The 24426-nt window shown below is 31.4% G+C and carries 25 protein-coding genes; 11 read left to right on the forward strand and 14 right to left on the reverse strand.

Features of this window, described 5'->3' with window-relative positions; genetic code table 11:
* Positions 1 to 15 precede the first annotated feature (15 nt).
* Both murB and murC read right to left on the reverse strand, forming a co-directional pair.
* Positions 16 to 906: a UDP-N-acetylmuramate dehydrogenase gene (gene murB / locus P9515_RS00105; RefSeq protein WP_011819346.1), complete on the reverse strand. Its 891-nt coding sequence runs from the start codon at positions 904 to 906 to the stop codon at positions 16 to 18.
* A 15-nt stretch (positions 907 to 921) separates the two neighbouring features.
* On the reverse strand, positions 922 to 2331 hold the full coding sequence (murC, locus tag P9515_RS00110) for a UDP-N-acetylmuramate--L-alanine ligase (RefSeq protein ID WP_011819347.1): 1410 nt from the start codon (positions 2329 to 2331) through the stop codon (positions 922 to 924).
* Positions 2332 to 2528: 197 nt separating this feature from the next.
* On the opposite strand from murC, the gene gap reads away from it, so the two are divergent.
* Positions 2529 to 3551, forward strand: a complete 1023-nt coding sequence (gene gap, locus P9515_RS00115) for a type I glyceraldehyde-3-phosphate dehydrogenase (protein WP_011819348.1) — start codon at positions 2529 to 2531, stop codon at positions 3549 to 3551.
* Here the strand turns inward: gap and P9515_RS00120 are convergent, their stop codons facing one another.
* Together P9515_RS00120 and P9515_RS00125 are read right to left on the reverse strand one after the other, a co-directional pair.
* Positions 3552 to 4538, reverse strand: coding sequence for a thiamine-phosphate kinase (locus P9515_RS00120; protein WP_011819349.1), 987 nt, complete (start codon positions 4536 to 4538; stop codon positions 3552 to 3554).
* Positions 4531 to 5622: a peptidylprolyl isomerase gene (locus P9515_RS00125; RefSeq protein ID WP_011819350.1), complete on the reverse strand. Its 1092-nt coding sequence runs from the start codon at positions 5620 to 5622 to the stop codon at positions 4531 to 4533. Before P9515_RS00125 ends, P9515_RS00120 begins: the two co-directional genes overlap by 8 nt.
* A 43-nt stretch (positions 5623 to 5665) precedes the next feature.
* Here P9515_RS00125 and efp point away from each other — a divergent pair, with 43 nt between their 5' ends.
* Both efp and accB read left to right on the forward strand, forming a co-directional pair.
* Complete coding sequence (efp, locus tag P9515_RS00130) at positions 5666 to 6226, forward strand: elongation factor P (protein ID WP_011819351.1); 561 nt, start codon at positions 5666 to 5668, stop codon at positions 6224 to 6226.
* Entirely contained in the window at positions 6226 to 6732 is a 507-nt protein-coding gene (gene accB / locus P9515_RS00135; RefSeq protein ID WP_011819352.1) for an acetyl-CoA carboxylase biotin carboxyl carrier protein, read from the forward strand. The genes efp and accB overlap by 1 nt, the downstream gene beginning before the upstream one ends.
* Here accB and pdxA read toward each other — a convergent pair.
* Entirely contained in the window at positions 6709 to 7749 is a 1041-nt protein-coding gene (gene pdxA, locus P9515_RS00140) for a 4-hydroxythreonine-4-phosphate dehydrogenase PdxA (protein ID WP_011819353.1), read from the reverse strand. The genes accB and pdxA overlap by 24 nt on opposite strands.
* A gap of 92 nt (positions 7750 to 7841) precedes the next feature.
* Positions 7842 to 8723, reverse strand: a complete 882-nt coding sequence (locus P9515_RS00145; RefSeq protein WP_011819354.1) for an NAD-dependent epimerase/dehydratase family protein — start codon at positions 8721 to 8723, stop codon at positions 7842 to 7844.
* Between the two features lie 28 nt (positions 8724 to 8751).
* Between P9515_RS00145 and P9515_RS00150 the strand changes: the two genes are divergently transcribed.
* Positions 8752 to 8997, forward strand: coding sequence for a hypothetical protein (locus P9515_RS00150; protein WP_011819355.1), 246 nt, complete (start codon positions 8752 to 8754; stop codon positions 8995 to 8997).
* Here the strand turns inward: P9515_RS00150 and P9515_RS00155 are convergent, their stop codons facing one another.
* The 3 genes from P9515_RS00155 to P9515_RS00165 form a co-directional block, all read right to left on the reverse strand.
* Entirely contained in the window at positions 8998 to 9399 is a 402-nt protein-coding gene (locus P9515_RS00155; protein WP_011819356.1) for an HNH endonuclease, read from the reverse strand.
* 170 nt (positions 9400 to 9569) lie between these two features.
* Positions 9570 to 9989, reverse strand: coding sequence for a DUF6554 family protein (locus P9515_RS00160; protein WP_011819357.1), 420 nt, complete (start codon positions 9987 to 9989; stop codon positions 9570 to 9572).
* A gap of 57 nt (positions 9990 to 10046) precedes the next feature.
* Positions 10047 to 10559, reverse strand: coding sequence for an AbrB family transcriptional regulator (locus tag P9515_RS00165; protein ID WP_011819358.1), 513 nt, complete (start codon positions 10557 to 10559; stop codon positions 10047 to 10049).
* Positions 10560 to 10831: 272 nt separating this feature from the next.
* Here P9515_RS00165 and P9515_RS00170 point away from each other — a divergent pair, with 272 nt between their 5' ends.
* Complete coding sequence (locus P9515_RS00170) at positions 10832 to 11029, forward strand: hypothetical protein (RefSeq protein ID WP_011819359.1); 198 nt, start codon at positions 10832 to 10834, stop codon at positions 11027 to 11029.
* A 1-nt stretch (position 11030) separates the two neighbouring features.
* Here P9515_RS00170 and P9515_RS00175 read toward each other — a convergent pair whose 3' ends face one another.
* Positions 11031 to 12167, reverse strand: a complete 1137-nt coding sequence (locus tag P9515_RS00175; RefSeq protein ID WP_041710530.1) for a pyridoxal-phosphate-dependent aminotransferase family protein — start codon at positions 12165 to 12167, stop codon at positions 11031 to 11033.
* An 87-nt stretch (positions 12168 to 12254) separates the two neighbouring features.
* Here P9515_RS00175 and cbiD point away from each other — a divergent pair, with 87 nt between their 5' ends.
* A complete protein-coding gene (gene cbiD / locus P9515_RS00180) occupies positions 12255 to 13373 on the forward strand; it encodes a cobalt-precorrin-5B (C(1))-methyltransferase CbiD (RefSeq protein WP_011819361.1) in 1119 nt (372 codons plus the stop codon).
* A 48-nt stretch (positions 13374 to 13421) separates the two neighbouring features.
* Positions 13422 to 15008, forward strand: coding sequence for a glutamine-hydrolyzing GMP synthase (gene guaA, locus P9515_RS00185; RefSeq protein ID WP_011819362.1), 1587 nt, complete (start codon positions 13422 to 13424; stop codon positions 15006 to 15008).
* A 201-nt stretch (positions 15009 to 15209) separates the two neighbouring features.
* Here the strand turns inward: guaA and P9515_RS00190 are convergent, their stop codons facing one another.
* Positions 15210 to 18143: a DEAD/DEAH box helicase gene (locus P9515_RS00190; RefSeq protein ID WP_011819363.1), complete on the reverse strand. Its 2934-nt coding sequence runs from the start codon at positions 18141 to 18143 to the stop codon at positions 15210 to 15212.
* A gap of 92 nt (positions 18144 to 18235) precedes the next feature.
* On the opposite strand from P9515_RS00190, the gene P9515_RS00195 reads away from it, so the two are divergent.
* Positions 18236 to 18844: a GIY-YIG nuclease family protein gene (locus P9515_RS00195; RefSeq protein WP_011819364.1), complete on the forward strand. Its 609-nt coding sequence runs from the start codon at positions 18236 to 18238 to the stop codon at positions 18842 to 18844.
* Between the two features lie 352 nt (positions 18845 to 19196).
* On the opposite strand, the gene P9515_RS00200 is transcribed toward P9515_RS00195, so the two are convergent.
* Positions 19197 to 19514: a hypothetical protein gene (locus P9515_RS00200; RefSeq protein WP_011819365.1), complete on the reverse strand. Its 318-nt coding sequence runs from the start codon at positions 19512 to 19514 to the stop codon at positions 19197 to 19199.
* Between the two features lie 216 nt (positions 19515 to 19730).
* Between P9515_RS00200 and P9515_RS00205 the strand changes: the two genes are divergently transcribed.
* Positions 19731 to 20198: a hypothetical protein gene (locus P9515_RS00205; protein ID WP_011819366.1), complete on the forward strand. Its 468-nt coding sequence runs from the start codon at positions 19731 to 19733 to the stop codon at positions 20196 to 20198.
* Between the two features lie 9 nt (positions 20199 to 20207).
* Here P9515_RS00205 and P9515_RS09545 read toward each other — a convergent pair whose 3' ends face one another.
* Together P9515_RS09545 and P9515_RS09940 are read right to left on the reverse strand one after the other, a co-directional pair.
* Entirely contained in the window at positions 20208 to 20354 is a 147-nt protein-coding gene (locus P9515_RS09545) for a hypothetical protein (protein ID WP_187146029.1), read from the reverse strand.
* Between the two features lie 405 nt (positions 20355 to 20759).
* Positions 20760 to 22628, reverse strand: coding sequence for an acyltransferase family protein (locus P9515_RS09940; protein WP_011819367.1), 1869 nt, complete (start codon positions 22626 to 22628; stop codon positions 20760 to 20762).
* Positions 22629 to 23388: 760 nt separating this feature from the next.
* Between P9515_RS09940 and P9515_RS00215 the strand changes: the two genes are divergently transcribed.
* Positions 23389 to 23571 carry a hypothetical protein gene (locus P9515_RS00215; RefSeq protein WP_011819368.1) on the forward strand — a complete coding sequence of 61 codons (183 nt, stop codon included), beginning with the start codon at positions 23389 to 23391 and terminating at the stop codon, positions 23569 to 23571.
* Positions 23572 to 23651: 80 nt separating this feature from the next.
* Complete coding sequence (locus P9515_RS09550; protein WP_187146030.1) at positions 23652 to 23795, forward strand: hypothetical protein; 144 nt, start codon at positions 23652 to 23654, stop codon at positions 23793 to 23795.
* Positions 23796 to 24426 lie beyond the last annotated feature (631 nt).

Raw genomic sequence — 24426 nt, forward strand, 5'->3', positions numbered from 1 at the left:
AAAATGTTTCTTTAATTAAGGATAGTCAAATCCGATCATTCTTACTTCCGGTTGAAGAAAAATCCCTTTCTTTTGTAGTACTTTTTGTTGAATTACTGTTATTAAATCTAAAATATCTTTTGAATTAGCAGAAGATTTATTAACAATAAAATTTCCATGCATAGTTGATATTTCCGCGCCACCTATTTTAAAACCTTTTAATCCTAATTCCTCAATTAATTGACCCGCATAAGTATTAGTTGGATTTTTAAAAACGCTTCCAAAGCTCGGTAAATCATAAGGCTGTTTATCGGTTTTTTGTTTAAGATTTTTCTTTGTAGTTTCTAATAACTTTTCAATATTTCCGTTAGGCTCAAAAAGTAGTTTAGCACTTATGACTAAAAGATTATTTTGCTGAAAAGGACTAAATCTATATTGAAAATTGATATCATTTTTTTCAATTTCAAATATTTTAAGAGTTTTAGTATCGATAACTTGAACGGATATCAGATTATTTGCTAATGACATTTTTTCTGAACCTGCATTCATATAAATTGCACCTCCTACTGTGCCTGGGATTCCTACCGTCCACTCACCGCCTTGCAATCCATGTTTTGCAAGCATATTCGACATTTTTGGTAGCATTACACCAGCTTCTGCTACTACAATTCCAGTCTCGGATTGTAGTTTGATAGAGCGCATTTTTTTTGTGCATATAGTTAAGCCTTTTAAGAAAATATTATTTATTAATAAATTTGAGCCAGCTCCTATTATTCGACATTTTTGATTATTTACATGCGCCCACTTTATTAAATTGATGAATTCATCAACATCATTTGGTTGTGAAAAATATTCTGCAAATCCACCAACTTTTATAGTTGTATAATTTGAAAGGTTTATTTTCTCTTCTAAATTAATATTTTCCATTATTTTTTTAATCTTTTAAGTATTTTTATTATTTAATATTGACCATAGTTTATGACAATCTCCAGCACCCATATTTAATATAAAATCATTTTCTTTCGTTAATTTAAAAAATTTATCTTTTATTTCATAATTGTTTTTTAAACATGTAACATTTTTATTTTTTTTATAAATAAGGTTTGCAATTACTTGCGAATTAATGTTATCTATATTTTCTTCTCCAGCACCAAAAATATTTGTTAAGTAGATAACATCGGCTTTTGATAATTCTTGGACAAACTCATGAATAAATTGTTTTACTCTAGTAAATCTATGTGGTTGAAAAATAGCAATTAATCTTCCTTTTTGATTTTTATTTATATTATTATCTATAATAAATAACCTTGCCAAATCAATCGTGGCTTTAATTTCGTTTGGATGATGTGCATAATCATCATAAAAAACTCTTTGATTCAGTTCACCTCTAAATTCAAACCTTTTTTTTGGTAATTCTAGAGATTTGATATTTTTTTTTATCTCTTTAAAACTTACTCCAATCATTCTACAGGCTGCTATTGCAGCAGTAATATTTGAAAGATTATGTAACCCTGGAATTGGGATATTTATACTGTCAACGAAATCGCCATGTTCATAATATTTTCCAATGGTTATATCTTTATTTATGGTATTTGGAATTATTGAATAAGTAATATTATTTTTTTCTTTAATAGACCATTGATTATGTGAAGTAAAATTTTCTCTAGTAATTTTACAATCGTAATTAATTAATAATTTTTTGGAATTAGAGGCAAATTGTTTAAATGAGGATAGTATTTCATCGATATTAGAATAATGGTCACAATGATCGAAATCAATATTATTAATTATTCCAATGTTGGAAGTGTAATTATTAATTGTTCCGTCAGATTCATCTATTTCTGTTACTAGGTATTTTGTATTTTCGATATGAGCATTGGATTTATAAATTGGGATTATCCCACCAGTTATTGAAGAAGAATCATGAGTACATAACTCTAATAAAGTAGAAAGGAAAGTACTAGTTGAAGTTTTTCCATGACTTCCTGCTATGGATAATGTAATGTATGATTTCATTATCATCGCAAGAATTTCAGAACGATGTTTGATTAATAAATTATTTTTTTTGCAAAAGCATAATTCTTCATTATCATCTTTGATTGCTGAGCTAATAACAAAATTAATTGTTTGATTTTGAAATTGTGAAAGCACAAATTGAATATTAGTACTTATTTGAGAATCAAAAATTATTGCTCCAAATTCTTTTAATTTATTCGTTTCTTCATTTTTGACTAAATCAGAACCAGAAACTGAGTATCCCTTTTTTATTAATGCCAAAGCGATCGCAGACATTCCAATACCACCAATGCCAATAAAATGAAAATGACCTCTGACAATTAAATTTGTATTCAATTATGAACTTTATACTTAAAATCAAGATAACTTCTAAGTAATTATTTTGACATTTAATTTTTACAAAAAATGTTTGTTTTTTTATGAATTAATACAAAAATAGAATTATTTGCTTAATAAATCAAAAAATACTTACGTTATTGCACAAAGTTCTGTATGATCAGCAACTTAGGTTAATCATCAGAAAATTTTTAGTTATGACTTTGCGTGTTGCGATTAATGGGTTTGGCAGAATTGGGCGAAACTTCATGCGTTGTTGGTTAAGTAGAGGTTCTTATACCAATATCGAAGTAGTTGGTATTAATGTAACTTCAGACCCAAAAACTAACGCTCATCTTCTCAAATATGATTCAGTATTGGGAAAATTAGATGGTGTAGATATTCAATACACTGACGATACTTTTGTAATCAATAACAAAACAATCAAGTGTTTTTCTGATAGAAACCCAATGAATTTACCTTGGAAAGATTGGGGGGTTGATTTAGTTATTGAATCAACTGGTGTTTTTAATACTGATGTTGGTGCAAGTAAGCACCTTGAGGTTGGTGCTAAGAAAGTAATTCTTACCGCACCTGGCAAAGGATCAGGTGTTGGGACTTATGTGGTTGGTGTGAATGCTGATCAATATAACCATAGTGATTATGATATTTTGAGCAATGCTAGTTGCACTACAAATTGTTTAGCTCCAGTGGTAAAAGTTCTTGATCAAACGTTTGGAATTAATAAGGGATTAATGACAACAATCCATAGCTATACTGGGGATCAACGCATTTTGGACAATAGTCATAGGGATTTAAGAAGGGCTAGAGCAGCAGCTACAAACATTGTTCCGACTTCAACAGGAGCCGCGAAAGCAGTTGCATTGGTTTATCCTGAAATGACTGGAAAATTGACTGGTATCGCAATGAGAGTTCCTACTCCTAACGTTTCAGCGGTGGACTTCGTATTCGAATCTTCAAAATCTGTGACCAGTGAAGAGGTTAATAATGCTCTTAAAGAATCTTCTTTGAGCTCAATGAAAGGAATTATTAAATATGGTGATGAGCCACTCGTTTCAAGTGATTATGCAGGAACTAATGAGTCTTCAATTGTAGACGCTGATCTCACAATGTCTATTGGAGATAATTTGGTAAAAGTTCTTGCTTGGTACGATAATGAATGGGGTTACAGTCAAAGAGTTGTAGATTTAGCTGAAATAGTTGCTAAAAAATGGGAATAATCAAAAGTGAGAAAAAGATTTATTTGTAAATAGATTTTTGTTATTGCAATTTTTAAAATCGATTGCAGCATCTCCATTTATAAAATATCCGATTTCCGTAATAGTTTTATCTGTACATAAAAGATTATCTGCCCATTTTCTTGGGAGAGAAAAAACTAGCTCATAATCTTCGCCTCCAAAAAAGTAATATTCGTCCCATTTATCTCCTTTAGGCCAATTTTTATGTTTAGGTATTTTTTTATAATCAATAATCGCTTTGCAATTACTTTCAGTTGCTAAATCTAATAATGCTTGAAATAATCCATCACTGCTATCAGTACAACCAATAGTATCAATGCTTTTGTTAGGGCGAGCTTTAAGTACTTTTTTAAGAAATTCAGTTTTAAGTTTTGGTTTGCGAAATTGTTGTAAAGAACTATTGACTAATGACTTTGTTAGAGAAATATTTTTATCAAAATTTGTTTTATTTTTTATCATTAATCCTAATTTGCTGAGGCCATGAATTCCTGTAGTCAAGATGATTTCTTTAGGTTTGCATGAGTTTCTCCTTAATTTTAGTTCTCCTTGTGTTCCTAGAGCAGTCACAGAAATTACTTTTTCTTTTCCCACAGAACAATCCCCACCAAGGATTAAGCCTCCGAAATGGTCTAAAGCTAGATTTATTCCTGTATATAAATCTTTAATCCAAATCCAATCTGTATTTGAAGGAACCACTAATCCAATAGTAATTCCTATGATTTTGTTGCATCCACTTGAGATTAAGTCAGATACATTGCATGCTACGGCTTTCCATCCTATATCAATTGCAGAAATTGTATCATTATTAAAATGGATATTTTCAACTAGTGAATCAGTATTAATAAGTAAGTTTGTATTTTTAGTTTTAACAAATGCGCAATCATCGGAGACTTGATTTTCTGGCATAAATTCAGCAAGCCTTTTTATTAATTCTTTTTCGCCAATATCTTCAAGTAGTTCTTTATGCATTTAATTTCAGTTTATCCATTCCACTTAAAACATCAATTGAGATGATTGTGTCGTCTTTTGTTAGTTCTTCTAAAACTTCAGAGCCCTCAATTACATAACCAAATGCAGCATTCCTTCCATCAATTAGATTACGACCAGCTGGATTAAGTTCTGCTTCATATAAAAAGAAGAAAAACTGAGATGATCCATCATTAACAGATGTACTAGAGTGGGACCACCCTAAGGTTCCCAGTGTTGCAAATGGCAAAGTTGGCGTTTCTGTATAAAGGCCCAACTCTTCGAATGTTTCATTATAAAAAGTTTCGCTTTCGTCGGGTATTCTTATCTCTAGTGGGACATGTCTCTCCAAATTGGTTTCAGGATCTACGTATCCAATCTCATTACCAACTGGATCACCAGTTTGAAGAACAAAAAATTCTTCTGCCCTATTAATTGGTAGATTACTGTAAAAGTTTTTTGAAGATAAATCTATAAATGCACCAGCAGTAAGAGGTGCATTAAATCCATCTATTATTGCTTGCATATCACCCTTAGAAGTTTTTATTTTGACTTTTGCTCTACCAAGTAATCTCGGAAGATCGTCAAATTCACTTGGAATAGAGTATGGAAACTCATTTGGTAAAAAATATTCCTCAATTCCCCCTATTTTTTCTAATGCTTCTTTTCTGGTTGTGATAAATGAATATTTATCTTTGGATTTGGCTTGATCTTGAAGATTATCAAAATCATTTTTAAGATCTAAAAAAGTCTTTTCTACACTTTTTTGTTTTTCAATTGGCAATTCCTCAATAATTCGATTCTTATATTTTTTTAGTAAAGATTGACATTTTGTAACAGTTTTTGAGAGGGCTGGCCATCTTCCTCCTCTTACAAGGTCGCTTGTATCTTCTAACTTATGTTGAATTTCTTGTAGCTCAACTTGCTTTATAGGAAGGGCATTTCTTAGTATTGCATTGGGATCTTTTACTGCGTTTCCAGTAGGTAAATCAGCTAATACTTGCGTTGGTTTTAAGAAGCAAACTTGAATTAAAATTAAAAATAAAAGTAAATAACGTTTGTTCTGATTTGATAAGAAGTTTTGCATAGCACTCTTACAGGTTTATGATCCTTGGGTATGTAATACAGGAATGATTTCCAGTAACGATTTTCGCACAGGTACCACCATTGAGATAGATGGACAAGTTTGGCGCGTAGTAGAATTCCTACATGTTAAGCCTGGTAAAGGTTCTGCGTTTGTGCGAACAAAATTAAAATCAGTTCGAAACGGTAATGTAGTCGAAAAAACTTTTCGAGCTGGAGAATCAGTACAACAAGCTGTCCTTGAAAAGTCTAACCTGCAACATACTTATGTGGAGTCAGGTGATTATGTTTTTATGGATATGACAAGTTTTGAAGAAACAAGACTCTCTTCTGATCAAATTGGTAGAGGTTCAAAATACTTAAAAGAAGGTATGGAGGTTAATGTGATTTTTTATAAAGATAAAGTTTTAGAAGTTGAACTTCCAATTTCAATAACTTTAAAAGTTACAGAAACAGATCCAGGAGTGAAAGGAGATACTGCAAGTGGGGGCACTAAACCAGCTATCCTAGAGACAGGTGCTCAAGTTATGGTTCCTTTGTTTATTTCCGTAGGAGAAATGATTAAAGTTGATACCCGTAACGATAGCTATCTTGGACGTGAAAACTAATGGCTATGAAATTAGATCATGATGATTTAGATCGCTTGATAGAAAAAATTTCTACCAGTGATATTCAAGAATTTTCTCTAGAAGGAGAAGATTTCAAACTCGAAATAAAAAGAAATCTGTTTGACAAGAATTATTTAAATACTAATTCAACAACAAACAATTCTTCGGAGAAGCAAATAATTGCTCCTCCAATAGCTCCAATAGACAGCATCTCCTTATCAGATAACGCTACAGCCACTCCGACGGCTCCTCCAGGACGCTCAGATCTTACTGATATTGTTTCCCCTATGGTTGGAACGTTTTACAGGGCAGCAGCTCCTGGAGAGGATCCTTTCGTGGAATTGGGTAGTAAAATAAATGTTGGACAAACGATTTGTATACTTGAGGCTATGAAGTTAATGAACGAAATTGAATCAGAGTTTAATGCTGAAATCGTAGAAATACTTGTTGAGAATGGAACACCAGTAGAATTTGGACAGGTATTAATGCGCGTTAAACAGTCTTGAACCTTTTGTTAAATCAATAGCTGTTTTTATTGCTTCAACCATACTTTGAGATTGTGCTATTCCTTTGCCAGCAATATCAAAGCCAGTTCCATGATCGGGAGATGTTCTAATAAAAGGTAAACCTAGGGTTGTGTTAACTGAGTAATTAAGAGCTATAACTTTAATTGGAATTAATCCTTGATCATGATACATAGCAAGAATTCCATTATGTGTTGGAGCTTTATCCTCTCTCCAAGCTTTTGCTGATGAATTCCAGCAAGTATCTGGAGAAATTGGACCTAATAAGTGAACATCCTTGTTTTGTTCGCTCCAGCTATTCACGGCATCATTGATCCAATCATGCTCTTCGCTTCCTAATATTCCTTCTTCACCGGCATGTGGATTTAACCCAGCAATTTTTAGAATCGGTTTTTCAACATAATTCTTACAAAATGTCGCAAGCAAATTTAATTTTGAATGAATTAATTTAGTTGACAATTGTTTTGGGACTTCACAAAGGGGGATATGGGTTGTCGCTAATAAAGTGTTAAACCTCCAATTAGTTATTGGAGATTTAGCGGTAAACAACATACCAAAATTATTTACCTGACAAGATTCAGCCAATAACTCAGTTTGACCAGAATAATTATGACCTGCCAAAGCCCATGACTTTTTACAAATAGGTCCAGTAACTAAAGCTGCATTTCGATATTTTTGGACAATTTCAATGGCTTTTTTTAAATAAAAAAAACTTGAATTTCCATTGCTTTGTTTTGGTTTATTAATTTCAAAAGGAATTTCTATATCATGTATTTGATAATTGCTTGGATCGACAATATTTTGTACTCCTAAAGATTTAAGTTTTTTATACGTATTTTTTAAGTTTATTTTTGATCCCACAATTAATGTATCAATATTATTGGGAATTTCCTTTGAACTAAGAGCCTTTAATATGATTTCAGGTCCAATACCTGAATCATCTCCAACACTGATAATAACTTTCAAGCGATCATCAATAGTATTACGTTTATTACTCATAATAAAATTTTGATGTGGAAAATTAAAGGATTCATGTTCTCCTAAAACGTTTGATTTGATTATTAATTAATGTCATAAAATCAAATTATTATTTATTTAATGTTAATAAGACAATTATCTAAACCTACTTGATAGTTTTTGTAAATAAGTTTGTATCCTAATTCTTCACATAATAATTTATTAGATACTCTTCTGTTTTCTAACCAAAATGATTGAGCTATTGGAGATAAATCTTTTTTAGCCTCTTCAAATAATATTTTTTTAGGCATCCTTAATCCAAGTAATTGATAGCCATATCTTATGACTTCAATCTGTGAGCAAGGTTCGTCATCAGCGATATTAATTATTTGATGAAAATCTAATTTATTTTTATTCTGAATTAAGTAGATAATTGCATTTGCGATATCAGCAACATGTATTCTCGAAAAAACTTGATTATCTTTATGGATCACTTTAATTTTTTTAGTTGTAATGGCTTCCAAAGTTGATCTTCCCGGTCCATAAATTCCAGGTAATCTGAAGATTTGAATTGGCAAATTTGAATGAATCCATTCTTTTTCACAATTTAATCTTCTTTGACTTCTTTGTTGTAAGGGGTTGGGTTCATCTTTTTCAGATACCCAATCACCATGAGTATTACCATAGACCCCAGTGGTAGAAAGATATCCAACCCACTTGACAGAAAGATTATTTATTTTATTTTTTAGACTTTTTAGTACTGGGTCATTACCATTTTTGTCGGGTGGTATGCAACTAAGTATATGTGTAACTCCATCAAGTATTGAATCTTCAGGTAATAAGTTATTTTCACTATTAAAAATAAAACTATTGGGGTCATTATTGGCTGATCTAGAACTTGTTAAAGCTGTGCATCCTAGCTTTCTGATTGATTTAGCAAAATAGTCTCCACTAAAACCTCCTCCAAAGATTACAAATTTATTTTTTATTGTTAGTGGACTTGCTAAATCGATCATGTAGTATTATAACTAGTACATATGTATTATGAAGAAAATGCAAACCTTGAACCAGCCTGAGGTAAAAGTAAAGATAGCTAGTTTTGATAATTCAACTTATAAAGTAAAAAGAAAATTGAATAAAACAAAATTTGGTTTATTTTTTAAATTCTATCAAAAATTATTTCCAATACTTCTATCATCCTGTGCATTTTTAATATTTCCTGAAGCGCCAAAACATTCTGAAGTTTTATGTCAAAAATACCATTCTATTGAGGCATGCAATGTTTGGTGATTAAGCCGTATTATATTTATTTTCTGCGATTTTATAATTTTCAGTTTTATCTTTAAAACTAGGGTTAGCCCATTGTAATAATCTTATTGCTAATCTTAGATCGCCATCTAACCATGCTCTAATAGCCATGGCTCGTCTTGGATCATAAAACTTTTGTTTTCGGTACCAATACAAAGCATTTTCGTTTGATTTGTCACCATTACATGGTAGACATGCTGGAACACAATTTTCAGTTGTACTTTGTCCTCCTTGGCTTCGAGGAATTACATGGTCGATCGATTCTGAAGGTTTTCCACAATATATACAACTATCCCCTGTAAACTGATGTATTGATTTACGCCATTGTCTTAATCTGAATTTGGGACATAAATCTTCTAAGAAAATAGCATCGTTAATATGCATTCAGATTTTTTACTTACATATAATATTGACGGACGCTTTGTAAAAGTCAACAGAATATTTATTATTTTTATCTATATATTTTTCATATAAAAAATATTTTGTGTATACGATTATACTCAAAAAATTATATTTAACTTGTGAGCTAAAAGTAATTATTTATTTTCTAAAAATTAATAACTGTATCTATCAAAGGATTCTTCAGAGTAGTTTATATTTTCTTTTTCTCGAAGACGCTCTTCTTGTTTTTTCCTTTTTTCTTTTCTATTATTTTCCATTTGAAGTTTTCTGTCAGGATGAAGTTGATCTAAATATTCAACGCAATAAGAAAATTTATCTCTTTCTCTAACAACAGTCTCAATAATTTGTCCAGCGGCTTGTTTTGGAGACGTCTTAAAAAGCCCACCTTTTTGTTTTTTAATGTAGCTGTAGGCCGATTGCCAGCTGCTTTCATGATCATTGCCACCGTCTCTCATAGTACAAAATATTTCCGCTCCAAACGAACCTGCACTAGCTTTTGGGATAAATAGTAAGGTCGGGACAAATATAGCAACTATAGGTAAAAGTAATTTAACCTTTATGCATCTTTTCATTTTTTTTTTAATTGTCTATTTAAAAATATCTTTTATTTTGATTATGTCTAGAGATCTTTAAGATTTGATGACTCCTGCCAGGGTTAGCATTTTTACAATTAAAGGCAAAATTAGAAGTACTGTAACTAACCTTACTGCATGTAAAGCTGCAACTGCTGTCCCTACTCCATATTCTGAACCAACTAAACTCATACCACTTATCCCTCCTGGAGCAGCGCCAAGAATTGTGGTTATTATGTCAACCTTAAGTAATCTGCTTGTCCATAAACCAATCGCCAAACCAGTTAAAACCAATGTAAAAGTAATTAGAATTGCAGGTTTCCATAAATTTTGCAATTCAAATAAAGAGTTTTTTGTAAGGCTAGTCCCAATAACGGTTCCAATTGCAATTTCTAATAATGTTCTTGTGCCATTTGGCCACGTTGCCGCTTCAATTTTTCCACTGATACTTAAAATACTTGTACCTATTAATGCTCCTGCAAGAGGAGCCGCAGGTATACCTGTTTTAAGAGCAAATGCTCCAAATGTCGCACCAGCAATTAAGTAGTAAATTAGATTTATATTGGACATTAAATTAAATATCTGTTTGAACCTAATATTAGAACTAACTTTAAAGGGTCGAGAATATGTTCTTAATTTATTCCTTAATAATAACTTTCATGAAATTTTAAAATTATATCCAAGATGAAGAAATCAATCCTATATTAATACTTTTAAGCTATTCTCAAGTATCAAAATCTTTCTTGGATTTGATAAAAAGTTAATTGTTTAAAATTAGTTTAATTTTTTACTGCCTAATTGCCACTTTAGTTGGCATAATATTCATTAAAGCACTATTTACTATGGCTTCACAAATTTCTTATAAAGGTAATAAAAATCCAATCAAAAAGAAATTATCTTTTTTTGAGGGTGGGCATCAACTAGAAAAATTAGAATTCGCTCTTGCAGTTGCTCAAACTCAAGGTGATTTAGAAAAGGCACGATCCTTGAGAAAAAAGATAGTTGAATTAGGTGGAAATGTTGAGGAACCAGGTACTTGAATTACGTTACTTTTAGATGAAATGAAGCTATTTTTAATGCTTCACCGACTTGTTCGGTAGAAATTTTATTTAGTTCTACCAATGTATTTCCTATTGCTGCTATCACTGAAATTACGTCTCGATCGTTGATATAACCTAGATGACCCACCCTAAAGATTTTACCTTTTAAATGATCTTGCCCTCCAGCTAGCAAAATATCATATTTAGTTTTTATTGTTTTTCTAAATTGTTCTGCATCTATATCTTTTATTTGTATTGCAGTTACTGAAGGACTCAAATGGTTCTCATCAGCAAATAATTGGAGATTTAGAGTTTTAGCTGCCTCACTAACAGCTAATCTATGTTTTTTATGCCTCGCGAAAATTGAATCTAATCCTTCATCTTTCATCATGTTTAAAGCTTCATTTAAGGCAAAAACTAAGTTAACTGCTGGAGTATAGGGATTGCTATTACTTGAAAGACTTTTTTTATATGATTTTAAATTTAAATAAAACTTTGGTAAATTAGATGCTTCTGAAGCTTTCCATGCTTTTTGACTCATAGACACAAAGCTTAAGCCTGGAGGTATCATGTATCCTTTTTGAGATCCTGAGGCAACAATATCTAGCTCCCACTCATCTACAGGAACGTCACAAGCTCCAATACTTGTTACGCAGTCAATAATTGATAAAGCTTTTTTATGATTACGAATATGCGAACTTATCGTTTTTAAATCATTAATTACTCCTGTTGAGGTTTCTGAATGTGTGAGGATAACTGCTTTTATTTCTTTTTTATAATCTTTCTCTAAAATCTTTTTGAAATTTTCTGGATCAAGAGGGCTCCCCCATTTTGCATCAATTTTAATTACTTCTAGTCCAAATTCTTGCGCAACTTTTACCCATCTTTGTCCGAATTTCCCGTTCTCGCCACAGATAACTTTGTCTCCTTTGCTCAATGTACTGATTATTCCTGCTTCCATAGCAGCAGTTCCACTACCAGTTATTGTTAAAACATCATTTTTTGTTTGGTGTAACCATTGTAGATTCTTGGTTGTAATTTCAACAAGATCTTGAAAATCTTTGCTTCTGTGCCCTATGGGATGTCTTCCAAGTGCTTCTAAAACTTTTTCTGGAACTGGTGTGGGACCAGGTATCATCAATGATAATTTTTGTTGTATGGCCACTTTTTAATTGATAGGTCATTCTAAGATTAGTAGTCATAAAATATTTTTCAATTACTTGATTTGAAAAAAGGATTTTCTTTACCTTTATGGGTAACCGGAGCTGCTAAGTCAGCAGTTAAAAAATTAACTGGATTACCATTTGAAGATTATGAATTAATTAAAATTCCTAACGATAAAAATCTAATAAAAATTAAGGTTCATTCAGCGGGACTAATTAAGGATGAGTCTCATGCCCTTGGAATATCTTTCGCAGATTCTGGTTTAGATCTTGACGTAACACAGAATTTAGAAATATGGACGATAGCGTTTTTAGAAAAAACCTATGAGAAAGATAATAATTCGTTGGATCTAATAAATATTATTCCAGGTTATGGAGTTGGTATTGATCAGAAAACATCAGAGATTTGTATTTCAAAGTTTGCGAAAGAAGTCTTGTTTGAAAACCTATTGGAGATTCTTCCTGCAGGATACAAGCTTAATTTAGAGATTATTTTTCCAAATGGAAAATTTCTGGCTGAGAGAACTAGTAATCAATCATTTGGAATTGTCCAAGGATTATCAATTATAGGTACTAGTGCAGAAACCTTTTCGAGTGCCTCTCCCGATCAATTAAAGAACGCAAAAGCTCAACTAGAAAAAATTGTTTCTCATGATTTTTATGAAACAATAATTTTTGTTATTGGTGAAAATGGCTTACATCTGGCAAAAAGTTCCAATATAAAATTTCCTATTATTAAAGTGGGTAATTGGATTGGACCATTATTAGTTGATGCAGCATTAAAAAAAATTAAAAGGGTAATTCTTTTTGGTTATCATGGCAAGTTAATTAAATTAGCTGGAGGGATTTTTCATACCCATAATCATTTAGCCGACGCCAGGATAGAGATTCTTGTTTATTTAGCAGTAAAAGAAGAGGTTCCAATAGAGATGATTAAAAAATTGTCTTTAGCAAGTAATGTTGAAGATGCATTGTTGCTCCTTGAAAGTTCAAGTCCTTCTTTGGCTGATAAATTATGGAATAAATTGTCAGATACTGTTGAAAAGCGTTCTTCAGAATATCTTAAAAGATATATAACAACAGATATGAAGGTTGCCGCTATTATTTTTGACAGACAAAGAAAGATACGTTGGTCAGGTGATAATGGTAAAGACTATATTTCTTCTTTTAAAGGTTTCTAATTTTGAGTGCTTTGTGTTTTTGCAAATAAATTGAGGTAACTTTTATACATGGGAAAAAATTTATTAAAAAAAGAGAGAGATCCTTCAATATTAATATTAGATTTTGGATCTCAATATTCCGAACTGATTGCAAGAAGAATACGAGAGGCAAACGTATTTTCTCTCGTTGTAAGCAACTTTATTTCTACTAAAGAGATTCAGGATATAAATCCTCAAGGGATTATTTTAAGTGGGGGCCCAAATTCTGTATATGAAGATAATGCGCCTAAATGTGACCAAAACATTTTCAATTTAGGTATTCCAGTTTTGGGTATATGTTATGGAATGCAATTAATGGTTAAAGAGTTAGGGGGTACCGTTACTCCAGCAAATAATAGATCTGAATATGGAAGGGCTCCAATCAAAATTGATTTCGAAAGCGATTTGCTTTCTAGTGTTAAAGATAAATCAATTATGTGGATGAGCCATGGAGATTCTATAAATCACTTACCTAATGGTTTTATTAAAATTGCTCATACAGAAAATACGCTTCATGCTGCAATATCAAATAAAGAAAAAAAGTTATTTGGTGTTCAATTTCATCCTGAAGTAATTCATTCAGAGTATGGAATGACTGTAATTAAAAACTTTGTTTACTCTATTTCGAAATGTAAGGCAGATTGGAATACTGAAACTTTTTTAGAGGAAACAATCCCAAGAATTAAGGAACAAGTGGGTGATAAGAAAGTTTTACTTGCTCTTTCAGGGGGAGTGGATTCATCAACTCTTGCTTTTCTTCTCAATAAAGCTATTGGTAAGCAGCTTACATGTATGTTTATAGATCAAGGTTTTATGAGAAAAGGTGAACCTGAATTTTTAATGGAATTTTTTGCTAAAAAATTTCATATTAAAGTTGAATACATCAATGCTAGGGAAAGATTTCTACATAAATTAAATGGAGTAACTGATCCAGAAGAAAAACGTAAAATTATTGGTGGGGAATTTATTAGAGTTTTTGAAGAGGAAAGTCACAGATTAGGTCCTTTTGAATATTTGGCTCAAGGTACTCTCTACCCAGATGTTATTGAAAGTGCTGGAACGAATTTAGATCCCAAGACTGGTGAGCGTATCGCAGTAAAAATAAAAAGTCATCATAATGTAGGTGGTTTGCCAAAAGATTTGCAATTTAAATTAGTTGAACCATTAAGAAAACTTTTTAAAGATGAGGTAAGGAAACTTGGTAATGCTCTTGGATTACCTGATGAAATTATTAAAAGACATCCATTTCCAGGCCCGGGCTTAGCAATAAGAATTTTAGGTGAAGTTTCTATTGAAAAACTCAACTGTTTGAGAGATGCAGATTGGATAGTAAGAGATGAAATAAAAAAAGCAGGACTTTATAATGATATTTGGCAAGCGTTTGCTGTCCTTCTACCTGTGAAAACTGTCGGGGTGATGGGAGACAAAAGAACTTATGCTTGGCCAGTGGTTTTACGATGTGTATCAAGTGAAGATGGAATGACGGCAGATTGGTCAAGAATTCCTTACGAAACCTTGGAGAGGATTTCTAACAGAATTGTTAATGAAGTAGCTCAGGTGAATAGAGTTGTTTTCGATATTACTAGCAAGCCTCCAGGGACAATTGAGTGGGAGTGAAGAGTAGGGTATAAACCCAGTTATAGACTCAAAAACTTGGTTTCCCGTAGGTTTCCCGTGGAAATTTTATAACCTATTTGCAATGGATCTCAGCAGTGAGGTTTCCCGTGGGTTTCCCGTGGAGTGAAAATCCTGTCTCTATAGAGAAATCGTAGAGTTTTAAATTTCTCTACACTGTCCAAAACTTAAAGAATGTGCAACTTATTTTCTTTTAGGGAATTCGTGAGATTTTTTTTCTTCCCAAACCCATCCTCTAATACTCTCTAATAGATTTTTTATCTCTTTAGATAATTTCCCATTTTTATAATCTAATCTTCGTCTTGTAACCCACTTCCCTAGAGGACTATATTTTGGCGGAAATGTATTACCATTACTTGACTGAAATTCTCTTAAATCTTTAATTTTGCGATTTAAAAATTCTTTTTGGGTATCAAAAACAAATCCTAATTCCTCTAAAAGATTAATTTCAGATTGCAATAATTTATTTTTTTTATAATCGTTCCTCAAACGATTTACCCACTTTCCAAGTGCCTCGTCACTCTGAGGAGGGTTTGCATGACCATATTTAAGTTTAAATTCTTTTAAATCCTTAATCTTTTGATTGAAATAGTCTTTCCTAAGGTCAAAAACAAAACCAATATCTCTAAGTAATTCCAAACGTTTTTTTGGATAATTTTTACCTTTACTTCTGCTTCTTTCTGACATTGTCCAAAGATATAGTGAATGTTCTTTTGGTGGATTAGAGTGACCATGCTCTAACTTGAATAGTTTTAATTTTTCGAAATTTGAATCCCATCCTTCAGAAATTTTGATATCCCAATTAATATTCAAATTATTTAAGAGATTTATATATTTTTTTGGCAATTTTCCGTTCTTATATAATTTTTTTTGACCATGTAACCATCTACCAACTTCACTCCTATGGGGTGGAATAACATGCCCATGTTTTAATTTAAACTCTTTTAATTGCTTTAACTTATTCTCCCAGTTCTCTTCATCTGGTTTCCAATTAAAATTTATACTGTCTAAAAGATTGATTCGATCTTTGGATAAAAAACCCTTATTTTTAAATTTTCTTTGATCTTTGACCCAATTCAAAAAAGCAGGATCTCTATTAGCAATCATGAGATTATTAGTATCTACAAAAGACTTATATTCTCCAAATTTTTCTAACCAATCATCGGAAGTATTTCTTATTAATAAAGTTTGAATAGAATTAGCAAAATTTTTACTAATTTTGTTAGGTAGATCAAAAATAATTTTTTCTAAACCACTTTTACCTCCTGTTTGTCTTTGATCGATTCCTAAATTTACTCGTAATAGATCAATTGTTTGGAGAAGAGAATCATCTTGACATTTAAGAGCAAGAATTATTTGCCAAACATCCTTAAATTTTGATTCAAGTATTTTTTCTTCTGGTTTATCCATATCTGCAAGATAAACTGGTATGACGATAGTTCCAATTGATTTGTCTTCACTTTTCCGAATTGCCCTGCCAACTGCTTGAATAATATCAATTTGACTTTTTCTGGGATCAATAAAAGCAATTCCATCAAGATTAGGAACATCAACACCCTCTGATAAGCACCTTGCATTACATAAAATTCCTAATTCATTTCCATCTATATTTTTTAATTTGTTAATACGTTTATTTCTCTCTTTTGCGGGCATATCTCCCGAAATATTCGTAATAAAATTATTACTTTGAAAATTTTCAAATTGTGATAACCAATTGATGATTTTATTATGCTGATGTGCAAATTCTCTAGCACTATTGATTCGACTATGAAAAGTAATTAATCTATTTAACTTATGATCTTTTGTTGCTTTTGCAAGTGCAATATGACTTGCAAGAGTCTCTGCGTCAGTATTTAATTCATCAGGTATTGTAACCAAGTCTCGATTGTTTATTTTTTCATGAACCATAGGATCATCAACTCCAACCACTACAACTTGATAATCAGATAAAAGTTTCTTTTCAATTGCTTTTGAGAAATTAAGTTGATAAAAAATATCTCCAAATAAAGATTTATCATCCATTGAAATAACTGAAATCTCATTAATTTTTGCTTGTGTTTTAATTTGTTTTGAGAGAATTCTTGGAGTAGCAGTAAAGAATAATCTTTTTGATGCTTTTATTTTTCTTTCATCTAATACTGAACCAAAAGAATCAGATACTTTTCCTGCACAACGATGTGCTTCATCTGCAATTACGAGATCAAAATCATCGGTGTCATGATGCTCTTGTGCTTCTACTATCAATTGTGCAGATTGATAAGTTGAGAAAACAACTTTAGGACTACTTTCATCTAAAAAAAGTTTAATTTCTAATGGATCATTTGTAACTGGAACCCCAATTTCTGACGTATTTGAAATCCATTCGTCTTCCTTTTTATCTTTTGCAACTGATTTATCAGAGCAAACACAAATCCACTTAAAGTCATGATTTGCTTCAGAATTCCATTCTTTCAGAGTTTGAGAAAGAAGACTTAAAGATGGAACTAAAACTAAAACTTGTTTCGCTTTCATTTTTTCTTTAATCCATAAAGATGTAAGAGTTTTACCAGTTCCACATGCCATTAGAACTTGACCACGATCAGCAGTTTTTAATCTTTCAGAAACTTTTTCAATTGCTTCGATTTGATGTGGTCTAGGAGTCTTTTTCTTTTTTCTTTTACCTTGATTAAGGTCTTCCATTGATGAAGGAAATTCAATTTCAGATTGTCTGAACTGTTCTAATAAAAAACAGACAACTTGCTTTTCTTGACGATTAATTACCTGTTGAGCATTCTTTCCAATTCCATCAGTACTTGCGATTAATAATCTTCCATCAATTTTCGAGTCACTCGATTCACTTAAAAAACTATCTATTTCAGATTTCTTAATATCATTATTTGGTGAAACACATTTTGATTGAACTGCCCAGGTCTTCCCATTCTTTTGAGTAAAGATTAAATCTATTCCGCAATCAGCACCCCATCTCTTTGGATAATCATTCCATAACCACACTTCATCTATTTGACTTGCCCATGTCGGATCAGTCTTAAGAAACCATTTAACGAATTTTTCAAATTGCTTTCCTCTAATCCCAATATCAGGATCTAAGGAAGCATAAAATTCATCAAAGGTTGCCAAGATTTTATTTGACTAAAACTTTTCTTTTTTATCATTTTAAATAATCTGTCAATTATTATTAGGAAGACTTTCTAATTAGTGATAATTCTCAAATGGAAGGAAGTGTTTATGTTCTAACCAATCCAGCAATGCCGAACATGGTGAAGATTGGCAAGACGACAAGAGATGTAGAACTTAGACTTGCAGACTTATATTCAACTGGGGTCCCTTTGCCTTTTGAATGTGAATATGCAGCAAAAGTGAAAGATGTAGATAAGACAGAAAAAGCATTTCATACAGCATTTGAACCAAGCAGAGTTAATCCAAAAAGAGAATTTTTTAATATCAATCCAGAACAGGCAATTGCTGTTTTATCTTTAATGGCGATTGAAGATGTTACTCCAAGTGTTCAGGATGAAGCAAAAAAAATTGACGTAGAAGCATCTGCTTCTGCTGAGAAATTCAAGAAGAAGAGAAGACCTACTATTAATTATTTTGAGATGGGTTTAAAAGAAGGAGATATTTTAAAATTTGGTAGAAATGAAGAGTTTTGCAAAGTATTGAATGGAAGACAAGTTTCTTATCAGGGAGAACCTTGGTTTTTATCAAATTTAACTAATAAGTTATTAGATAGAACTGGTCCTATGGATGGATCGCCTTATTGGTATTTCAATGGTAAAAATCTTAAAGATATTTACAATGAAACTTATTCAATTGATTAATTTTCAATATTTGATGAATTTTTAGTCTTTTTTTAAATAAAAAATCATCCTAAAAAGAGGTTTCCCGTAGGTTTCCCGTGGGAAAATGTGTGTTATTATGGCGTTAAACATGTTGGTATCACTACGTTTATGACTGCCTTATTTCTCGGTACTATAGAGTGGGAATAAAATGCAGGGTATAAACCCAGTCATAGTCTAGAAAAATTGGTTTCACACAGGTTTCATACGAGAATCTTGTAACCTATTGGCAAGGGATCTCTATATGGAGGTTTCACATGGGTTTCACATGGAGGTAAAAATCTATCTCTATAGAGAAATCGTAGAGAATTAAATTTCTCTACACCTTAATAAATTAGTTTTTAATTTTTTTAATTTTTTCTAAATTCCATTTATCAAATATTAATTTCATTTCTCTTTCGTAGTATCTTACTTTCTTTGCGAAAGGTAGTTGTTGAATAATTATTCCAAAGGGAAATTTTAAAAAAGAAGAAACATAAACAATATAAAACTCGATAAATGAAGGTTTTGGTGGGAGAGGTAAATTTTTTAAATATGCCCAATCAATGCATGGTTTTAGTTGCTTATCACTAGCGATAATATTTTTTTTACATCTCCACCAAGAGAATAGATAAATGCAAATAAAAATTGGTAGTGGAAGAAGTCGCAACATTAGAAATCTTTTACTTTATTTTATTCATCCTCTTCAGGATGATGAGGATCTGGATTTGGAGGAATTGCAGCATTATATTCTTCCGACGTTGCTTCTCCTGTCAAAGTAAAAACTAATTTATTTTATTGATTATCTTTTGCATCATTTTCTATTTGACATCAGAACTAAACTTAGAGGAATGCAACATTCTTTTTTTATAGTTTTATTTTTTGACTAATGGGAAAGGAAACTTATCAAATAACAGAATATGTTCATGATCAGGTTATTGCTCATTGCATTGCTTTCGGACTTATAGGTACTGATGAACCTAAAGAAGATAAAAATAATTTAATTGATTTTTATGAATTAGAGAGTTTTAATCCACCGGATACTATTCAAGTCGCAACATTTTTTTTGGAAAAAACCTCCACAAAAAAAATATATTATTATGTCTGCTCTTTTCCGGAAGAACCTTTTAAGGCGAGTCATCAAGAAGGATATGTACTTTTCTCTATTATGTGGTTGGATTACGACAAATACTGGTCTAGAGTCCCATGGTACAGTTGTTCTGCATCATCTGAACAACCTCTACCACCTTTACATAAAGAAGCAGCAAATTGGATGTTAGAGCAAATAACTAAAAAAGGTTGTTGGAATGCTGAAGCGGATTTCTTCAAAATGGGCAAACTAGAAATATTAATTTAAATTAAAGACTTAATTCATTCTTACATCAACCCATCCAGGAAGATATACATCAATACCTCCAAATAATTTTATATTTAGAGGTAGTGTGAGAATAGAAAGTGCGACTAATGTTGTTGCTATAGGTTGACTATATTTTAATAGTGTTTCTTTGTCCATGGGAATAAAATGATTTACCAATAGATAGCATTTAGAATTGTCTTTGAGAAGAAATTAAACATGAATAAAAACACGTATAAAAATCCTAAAAATGATTTGGTTTTTGTCCCAGTTAGTGCCACAAAGAGTCAAATGGAATTACAATCTCTCTGTTGAAATTTTCATAAATTAAATTTATTAGTGTATTTAATTTAAAGTAATTCATTTTTAGCATATTCATATAATTTTGTATCGAACGAAATTTCAAAGGAAAAATAATTTTATACAGTAATAAAAATGTTCAATTCGTATGATGATATTCTCAATTATTTTTTGTTTAAACTAAGAATAAACTAATAATTTTGAGATGTCATGACCATTTGGAGCTGAAAACAAATACTCAAGGCGTCGTATCGTTAATATTAATTATTTTGACCGAATAAAAGTTTCGATAGTATCGCTAAGTTTCATTGCTTCTTCTGAAGTTAGATGATTTTCATCTCTGTACCTTATCGTATTGTTGTTATGATTTTTGCAGTATTGTTCTGGGCAAAGAATAGAAAATATATCAACATAGGAGATTTTTTTGTTTTTTAATAGAAATTGTTTGATCTTCCCAATAGAAATTTTATTAGAAGCAAACCATTCGCTCTTTTTTAGTTCTCCAAAACAAAGAGGAGATATCGCCCACGATGGCCTGAACCATTCTTCTTGACAGGTATATCCTCCTTTCAATTTTGTAAAAGTTGGGGTGGGCGATATGAGAAAAAATTTCATTCCTATATTTTGAGTTTGATTTACGAAAGTTTGATATTGTTTTGTCCAGTCTCTCCCGTTTCTGTACTTATCTATATGTGCTGAAAAAATAATAATGTCTTCTTTTTTGAAGTTATTTTTATATTCTCTCAGAGGTGCAAGTACATGTTCTTCCATCCCTGTATTTAATAGTTTTAGTCCATCCCCTTGTGGATGCATTATGAAATTGAATTCTTTTTTGTTAGCTAAATGAGTCATTACTGCTCCATAGTGACCAGTATGACTATCTCCAATTAGATATATTGTTGGGAGAGTGGAATTATGAGTGATTTTGGTCTCTCTATAATTTTTCATATTCCATTTATTGTATTGATTACCTATAAATAATTTTCCTTTTAGTGGTTTTCCAAGCGTAATCAGAACACTAGCAACGGTAACTATCATGCCTCCTCCAAAGATGATTGTCTTCCATCGTTTTCCATACCAGTTCCCTTTACGAAGTGGCGTTTCGACATATCTATACGAAGCAATCGCAGTTCCAAATATTAATGCGATCTGGAAGGGTACCGACCACCAATGAATTCCTATTGTCCAACGACTTATTGAAAGAATACCCCAGTGCCACAGGTAAAGCGAATAAGAGATCAAACCTACATAGACGACTTTAGGATTCGTAAAAAATGTATATGCTACTGTTCCTTTCGTCATAGAAGCAATAAGCACTGCCGAAAGACCAACTACTGCAACTGTCGATTCTGTTGCCCAAGACATCGGCAAAAACATTATCCCGACTATTAATGCCAGGACGAGAAGGGGTGGGACCTTCTCAAGGAATTCTCCTGTAGATTTTCTCTTTTGTAATTCAATAAATAATAAACAACCTAATGCCATTTCCCAGAACCTTGTTGGCATTGAAAAATATGCTGTTGATTGGTTGATTTGATAGAGGTAAAGAAACCCAATTAATGAGGTAATTGTTAATGCCCCAACGGTAAGAAACAAATTGCGAGCACCATTTTTAGTTTGACGTCCAAACCCAGAAAACCAAATCAGAAAAGGAAAAAGGATATAAAACTGTTCTTCAACCCCCAGAGACCAAGTGTGTGTGAAAATATTCAGTTCTATTGATTGTGCGAAGTAATCTGTTGATTGTTTTAGTAGGTATAAATTTGATAATCCAAATAACGATGTAAGACCTGTTAGTAGAGAAGATCTTGGCACTGGATTAAATAAGCAGATAAAAATACTTGTGATGAATACAAAAACCGATAGTGCTGGTACTAATCGCTTTATCCTTCTTTCGTAAAAGCCGCTAATAAAATCACGGAAGTTTTTACTTGGTCTTTGATAAAGCGATGAAGTAATAACAAATCCTGATATGACAAAAAAGATATCAACGCCTAGGTATCCGCCCGGAAGAATTTCTTTGTTGAAGTGGTTGATGATTACAGTTATAACTGCAAATGCTCTTAGACCATCAATCTCTGAACGGTAGCGATTTTTTATATATGATTTATTGTCCTTGATTTTGACTGACATCAAAACTTACTAACCAATAGTTATAAGTTTATTGGATTTTATATCCTTTTTCAAAAGGGTGCTGTAATACTTTTCAAGTTTAAGTATCTCCCCTTTTATCTATTCCCATTCTACTTTTTTAGGTTTTTATGGAATGATTTCTTCAAATGTTATTAATACTCTTGAATCGACTATTCAGAAAGATACTTATGTAGTGAGACGAATATATTGGCTTTGTATCCCTATCAGATTTTGATGAGCCGAGTGAAGTTGAAATAAAAACTTACAAAAGGGACGGAAATTTATTTTTAAAAACGTATCAGTATGGAAAAGATTATTTTCTATATAAAAAGACAATAATGCATTTATTGTTTTAACAAAGATATCTGTTTATCCAAATGTTTTAATAACGATAATATGTAAAAATAAAAAAACTTTTTATGAGAACTATTTATCTACTTTGCCAACTTTCGCAAAAGAATCTGCAAAATTCTTAGTTGGTTAGTGCATTATTTCTCGATAATTTATTCATTAACTTTAAAAAAGGGCAAAGACACAGCAGTTTAAGTTTTACGCGAGTTTTATGCGTAAAAACTTTTACCCAAATCGTATTTATAGATGCAATTATTTCTAAAGGTCTTATATAGATGTAATTAAGGTAAGCTAACAACTTTTTATAATTTACCGTCAAAATGTGCAAATTAATAAAATTGCAAGTAATAATACTCTATTAATTTCAAGTTAACAGGAGGATAATATAGACATAGATCTAGGAGGTCTTATGAAATTATTCAATCAATTTAACATCCTTCCAAGATACTTAACTGCGTTTAACTATGCAGGATTAAATCTTAACGAAACCCCAAAAGAACTTGATAAATGTACTCCTGAGTTTCAAAATTTTTGGGATAAAGAATGTAGAGAACATCCAACTAATCAAAATTGTTTAATTTACTGTGACTGAGTTATTAATTTTTAGTCTTAGTTAAATAAACTCTTCCTAAAAAGAGACTTCAATAATTTTAATCAACAAAAAACTTTTCTTTGAAGAAGGAATTGCTCACTCTTGATTCAATCAAGATACTTCCAACTATGTTTTTCTACTCTTTACCTTGGAATAAATTGATTTTGATATTGAAGGTCACAACTGTTCCAATACTTATAAGTAATAATCCAATCGCAATTTGAGGTGAAGGTAAAATCATATAAAGATTTAATTTCCAATATTTTATCGAACTTAGTTAATTATCGATAAAAGATTGTTTAATTTGAACCAAAAATGACCTATTTAAAATATGATTTTGATATTTATTACGCAGTAGGAAATACGAATTCTTAAAGACAAGAAAGTAAAACTGCTGTAATTATCCATAAAAGGAACTATCAAGTTGGACTTTGATTCAGGCAAGTACGGCAATCATTGATATTAAAAACCAATTTTCAAATATTTATTTATTTTGGAAAAAGAGATAGTTAATAACTATGAGATTTAAGTTAAATATTTTTTATTTTATTAGTAACAACAAAAACCCTTTAAAAAATGATTTCTGACTAATAAACCACATGATTTGCAAGAATTGTTTTTTTTAATAGTATTCACAATGGGCAATTAAGATATGTGACAAGTAAGTAACATTACTCATCCTCTTCCACGAAAAAGAAATATATGTAATAAATTATGCGAGTGTGTAGGAGAGATTTATCTAAAAAAAGTGGAAACAAGGAAACACTCAATTTAGATAAATCAATAAAGACCTCTATTTTTAGAGGTCTTTTTTTTTCTCATCTAGCGTGAATCAATACACAGGTTCAAGTAAAT

Origin of the sequence: Prochlorococcus marinus str. MIT 9515, from assembly GCF_000015665.1 — a bacterium.
Taxonomy (GTDB): Bacteria; Cyanobacteriota; Cyanobacteriia; order PCC-6307; family Cyanobiaceae; genus Prochlorococcus_A; species Prochlorococcus_A marinus_P.

What these genes read in the sequence shown, in the direction of transcription:
- murB (WP_011819346.1), bottom strand. Translation starts at nt 906, where the DNA reads ATGGAAAATATTAATTTAGAAGAGAAAATAAACCTTTCAAATTATACA.
- gap (WP_011819348.1), top strand. Translation starts at nt 2,529, where the DNA reads ATGACTTTGCGTGTTGCGATTAATGGGTTTGGCAGAATTGGGCGAAAC.
- P9515_RS00120 (WP_011819349.1), bottom strand. Translation starts at nt 4,538, where the DNA reads ATGCATAAAGAACTACTTGAAGATATTGGCGAAAAAGAATTAATAAAA.
- P9515_RS00125 (WP_011819350.1), bottom strand. Translation starts at nt 5,622, where the DNA reads ATGCAAAACTTCTTATCAAATCAGAACAAACGTTATTTACTTTTATTT.
- efp (WP_011819351.1), top strand. Translation starts at nt 5,666, where the DNA reads ATGATTTCCAGTAACGATTTTCGCACAGGTACCACCATTGAGATAGAT.
- accB (WP_011819352.1), top strand. Translation starts at nt 6,226, where the DNA reads ATGGCTATGAAATTAGATCATGATGATTTAGATCGCTTGATAGAAAAA.
- pdxA (WP_011819353.1), bottom strand. Translation starts at nt 7,749, where the DNA reads ATGAGTAATAAACGTAATACTATTGATGATCGCTTGAAAGTTATTATC.
- P9515_RS00145 (WP_011819354.1), bottom strand. Translation starts at nt 8,723, where the DNA reads ATGATCGATTTAGCAAGTCCACTAACAATAAAAAATAAATTTGTAATC.
- P9515_RS00150 (WP_011819355.1), top strand. Translation starts at nt 8,752, where the DNA reads ATGAAGAAAATGCAAACCTTGAACCAGCCTGAGGTAAAAGTAAAGATA.
- P9515_RS00155 (WP_011819356.1), bottom strand. Translation starts at nt 9,399, where the DNA reads ATGCATATTAACGATGCTATTTTCTTAGAAGATTTATGTCCCAAATTC.
- P9515_RS00160 (WP_011819357.1), bottom strand. Translation starts at nt 9,989, where the DNA reads ATGAAAAGATGCATAAAGGTTAAATTACTTTTACCTATAGTTGCTATA.
- P9515_RS00165 (WP_011819358.1), bottom strand. Translation starts at nt 10,559, where the DNA reads ATGTCCAATATAAATCTAATTTACTACTTAATTGCTGGTGCGACATTT.
- P9515_RS00170 (WP_011819359.1), top strand. Translation starts at nt 10,832, where the DNA reads ATGGCTTCACAAATTTCTTATAAAGGTAATAAAAATCCAATCAAAAAG.
- P9515_RS00175 (WP_041710530.1), bottom strand. Translation starts at nt 12,167, where the DNA reads ATGATACCTGGTCCCACACCAGTTCCAGAAAAAGTTTTAGAAGCACTT.
- guaA (WP_011819362.1), top strand. Translation starts at nt 13,422, where the DNA reads ATGGGAAAAAATTTATTAAAAAAAGAGAGAGATCCTTCAATATTAATA.
- P9515_RS00195 (WP_011819364.1), top strand. Translation starts at nt 18,236, where the DNA reads ATGGAAGGAAGTGTTTATGTTCTAACCAATCCAGCAATGCCGAACATG.
- P9515_RS00200 (WP_011819365.1), bottom strand. Translation starts at nt 19,514, where the DNA reads ATGTTGCGACTTCTTCCACTACCAATTTTTATTTGCATTTATCTATTC.
- P9515_RS00205 (WP_011819366.1), top strand. Translation starts at nt 19,731, where the DNA reads ATGGGAAAGGAAACTTATCAAATAACAGAATATGTTCATGATCAGGTT.
- P9515_RS09545 (WP_187146029.1), bottom strand. Translation starts at nt 20,354, where the DNA reads ATGGACAAAGAAACACTATTAAAATATAGTCAACCTATAGCAACAACA.
- P9515_RS09940 (WP_011819367.1), bottom strand. Translation starts at nt 22,628, where the DNA reads ATGTCAGTCAAAATCAAGGACAATAAATCATATATAAAAAATCGCTAC.
- P9515_RS00215 (WP_011819368.1), top strand. Translation starts at nt 23,389, where the DNA reads ATGAAATTATTCAATCAATTTAACATCCTTCCAAGATACTTAACTGCG.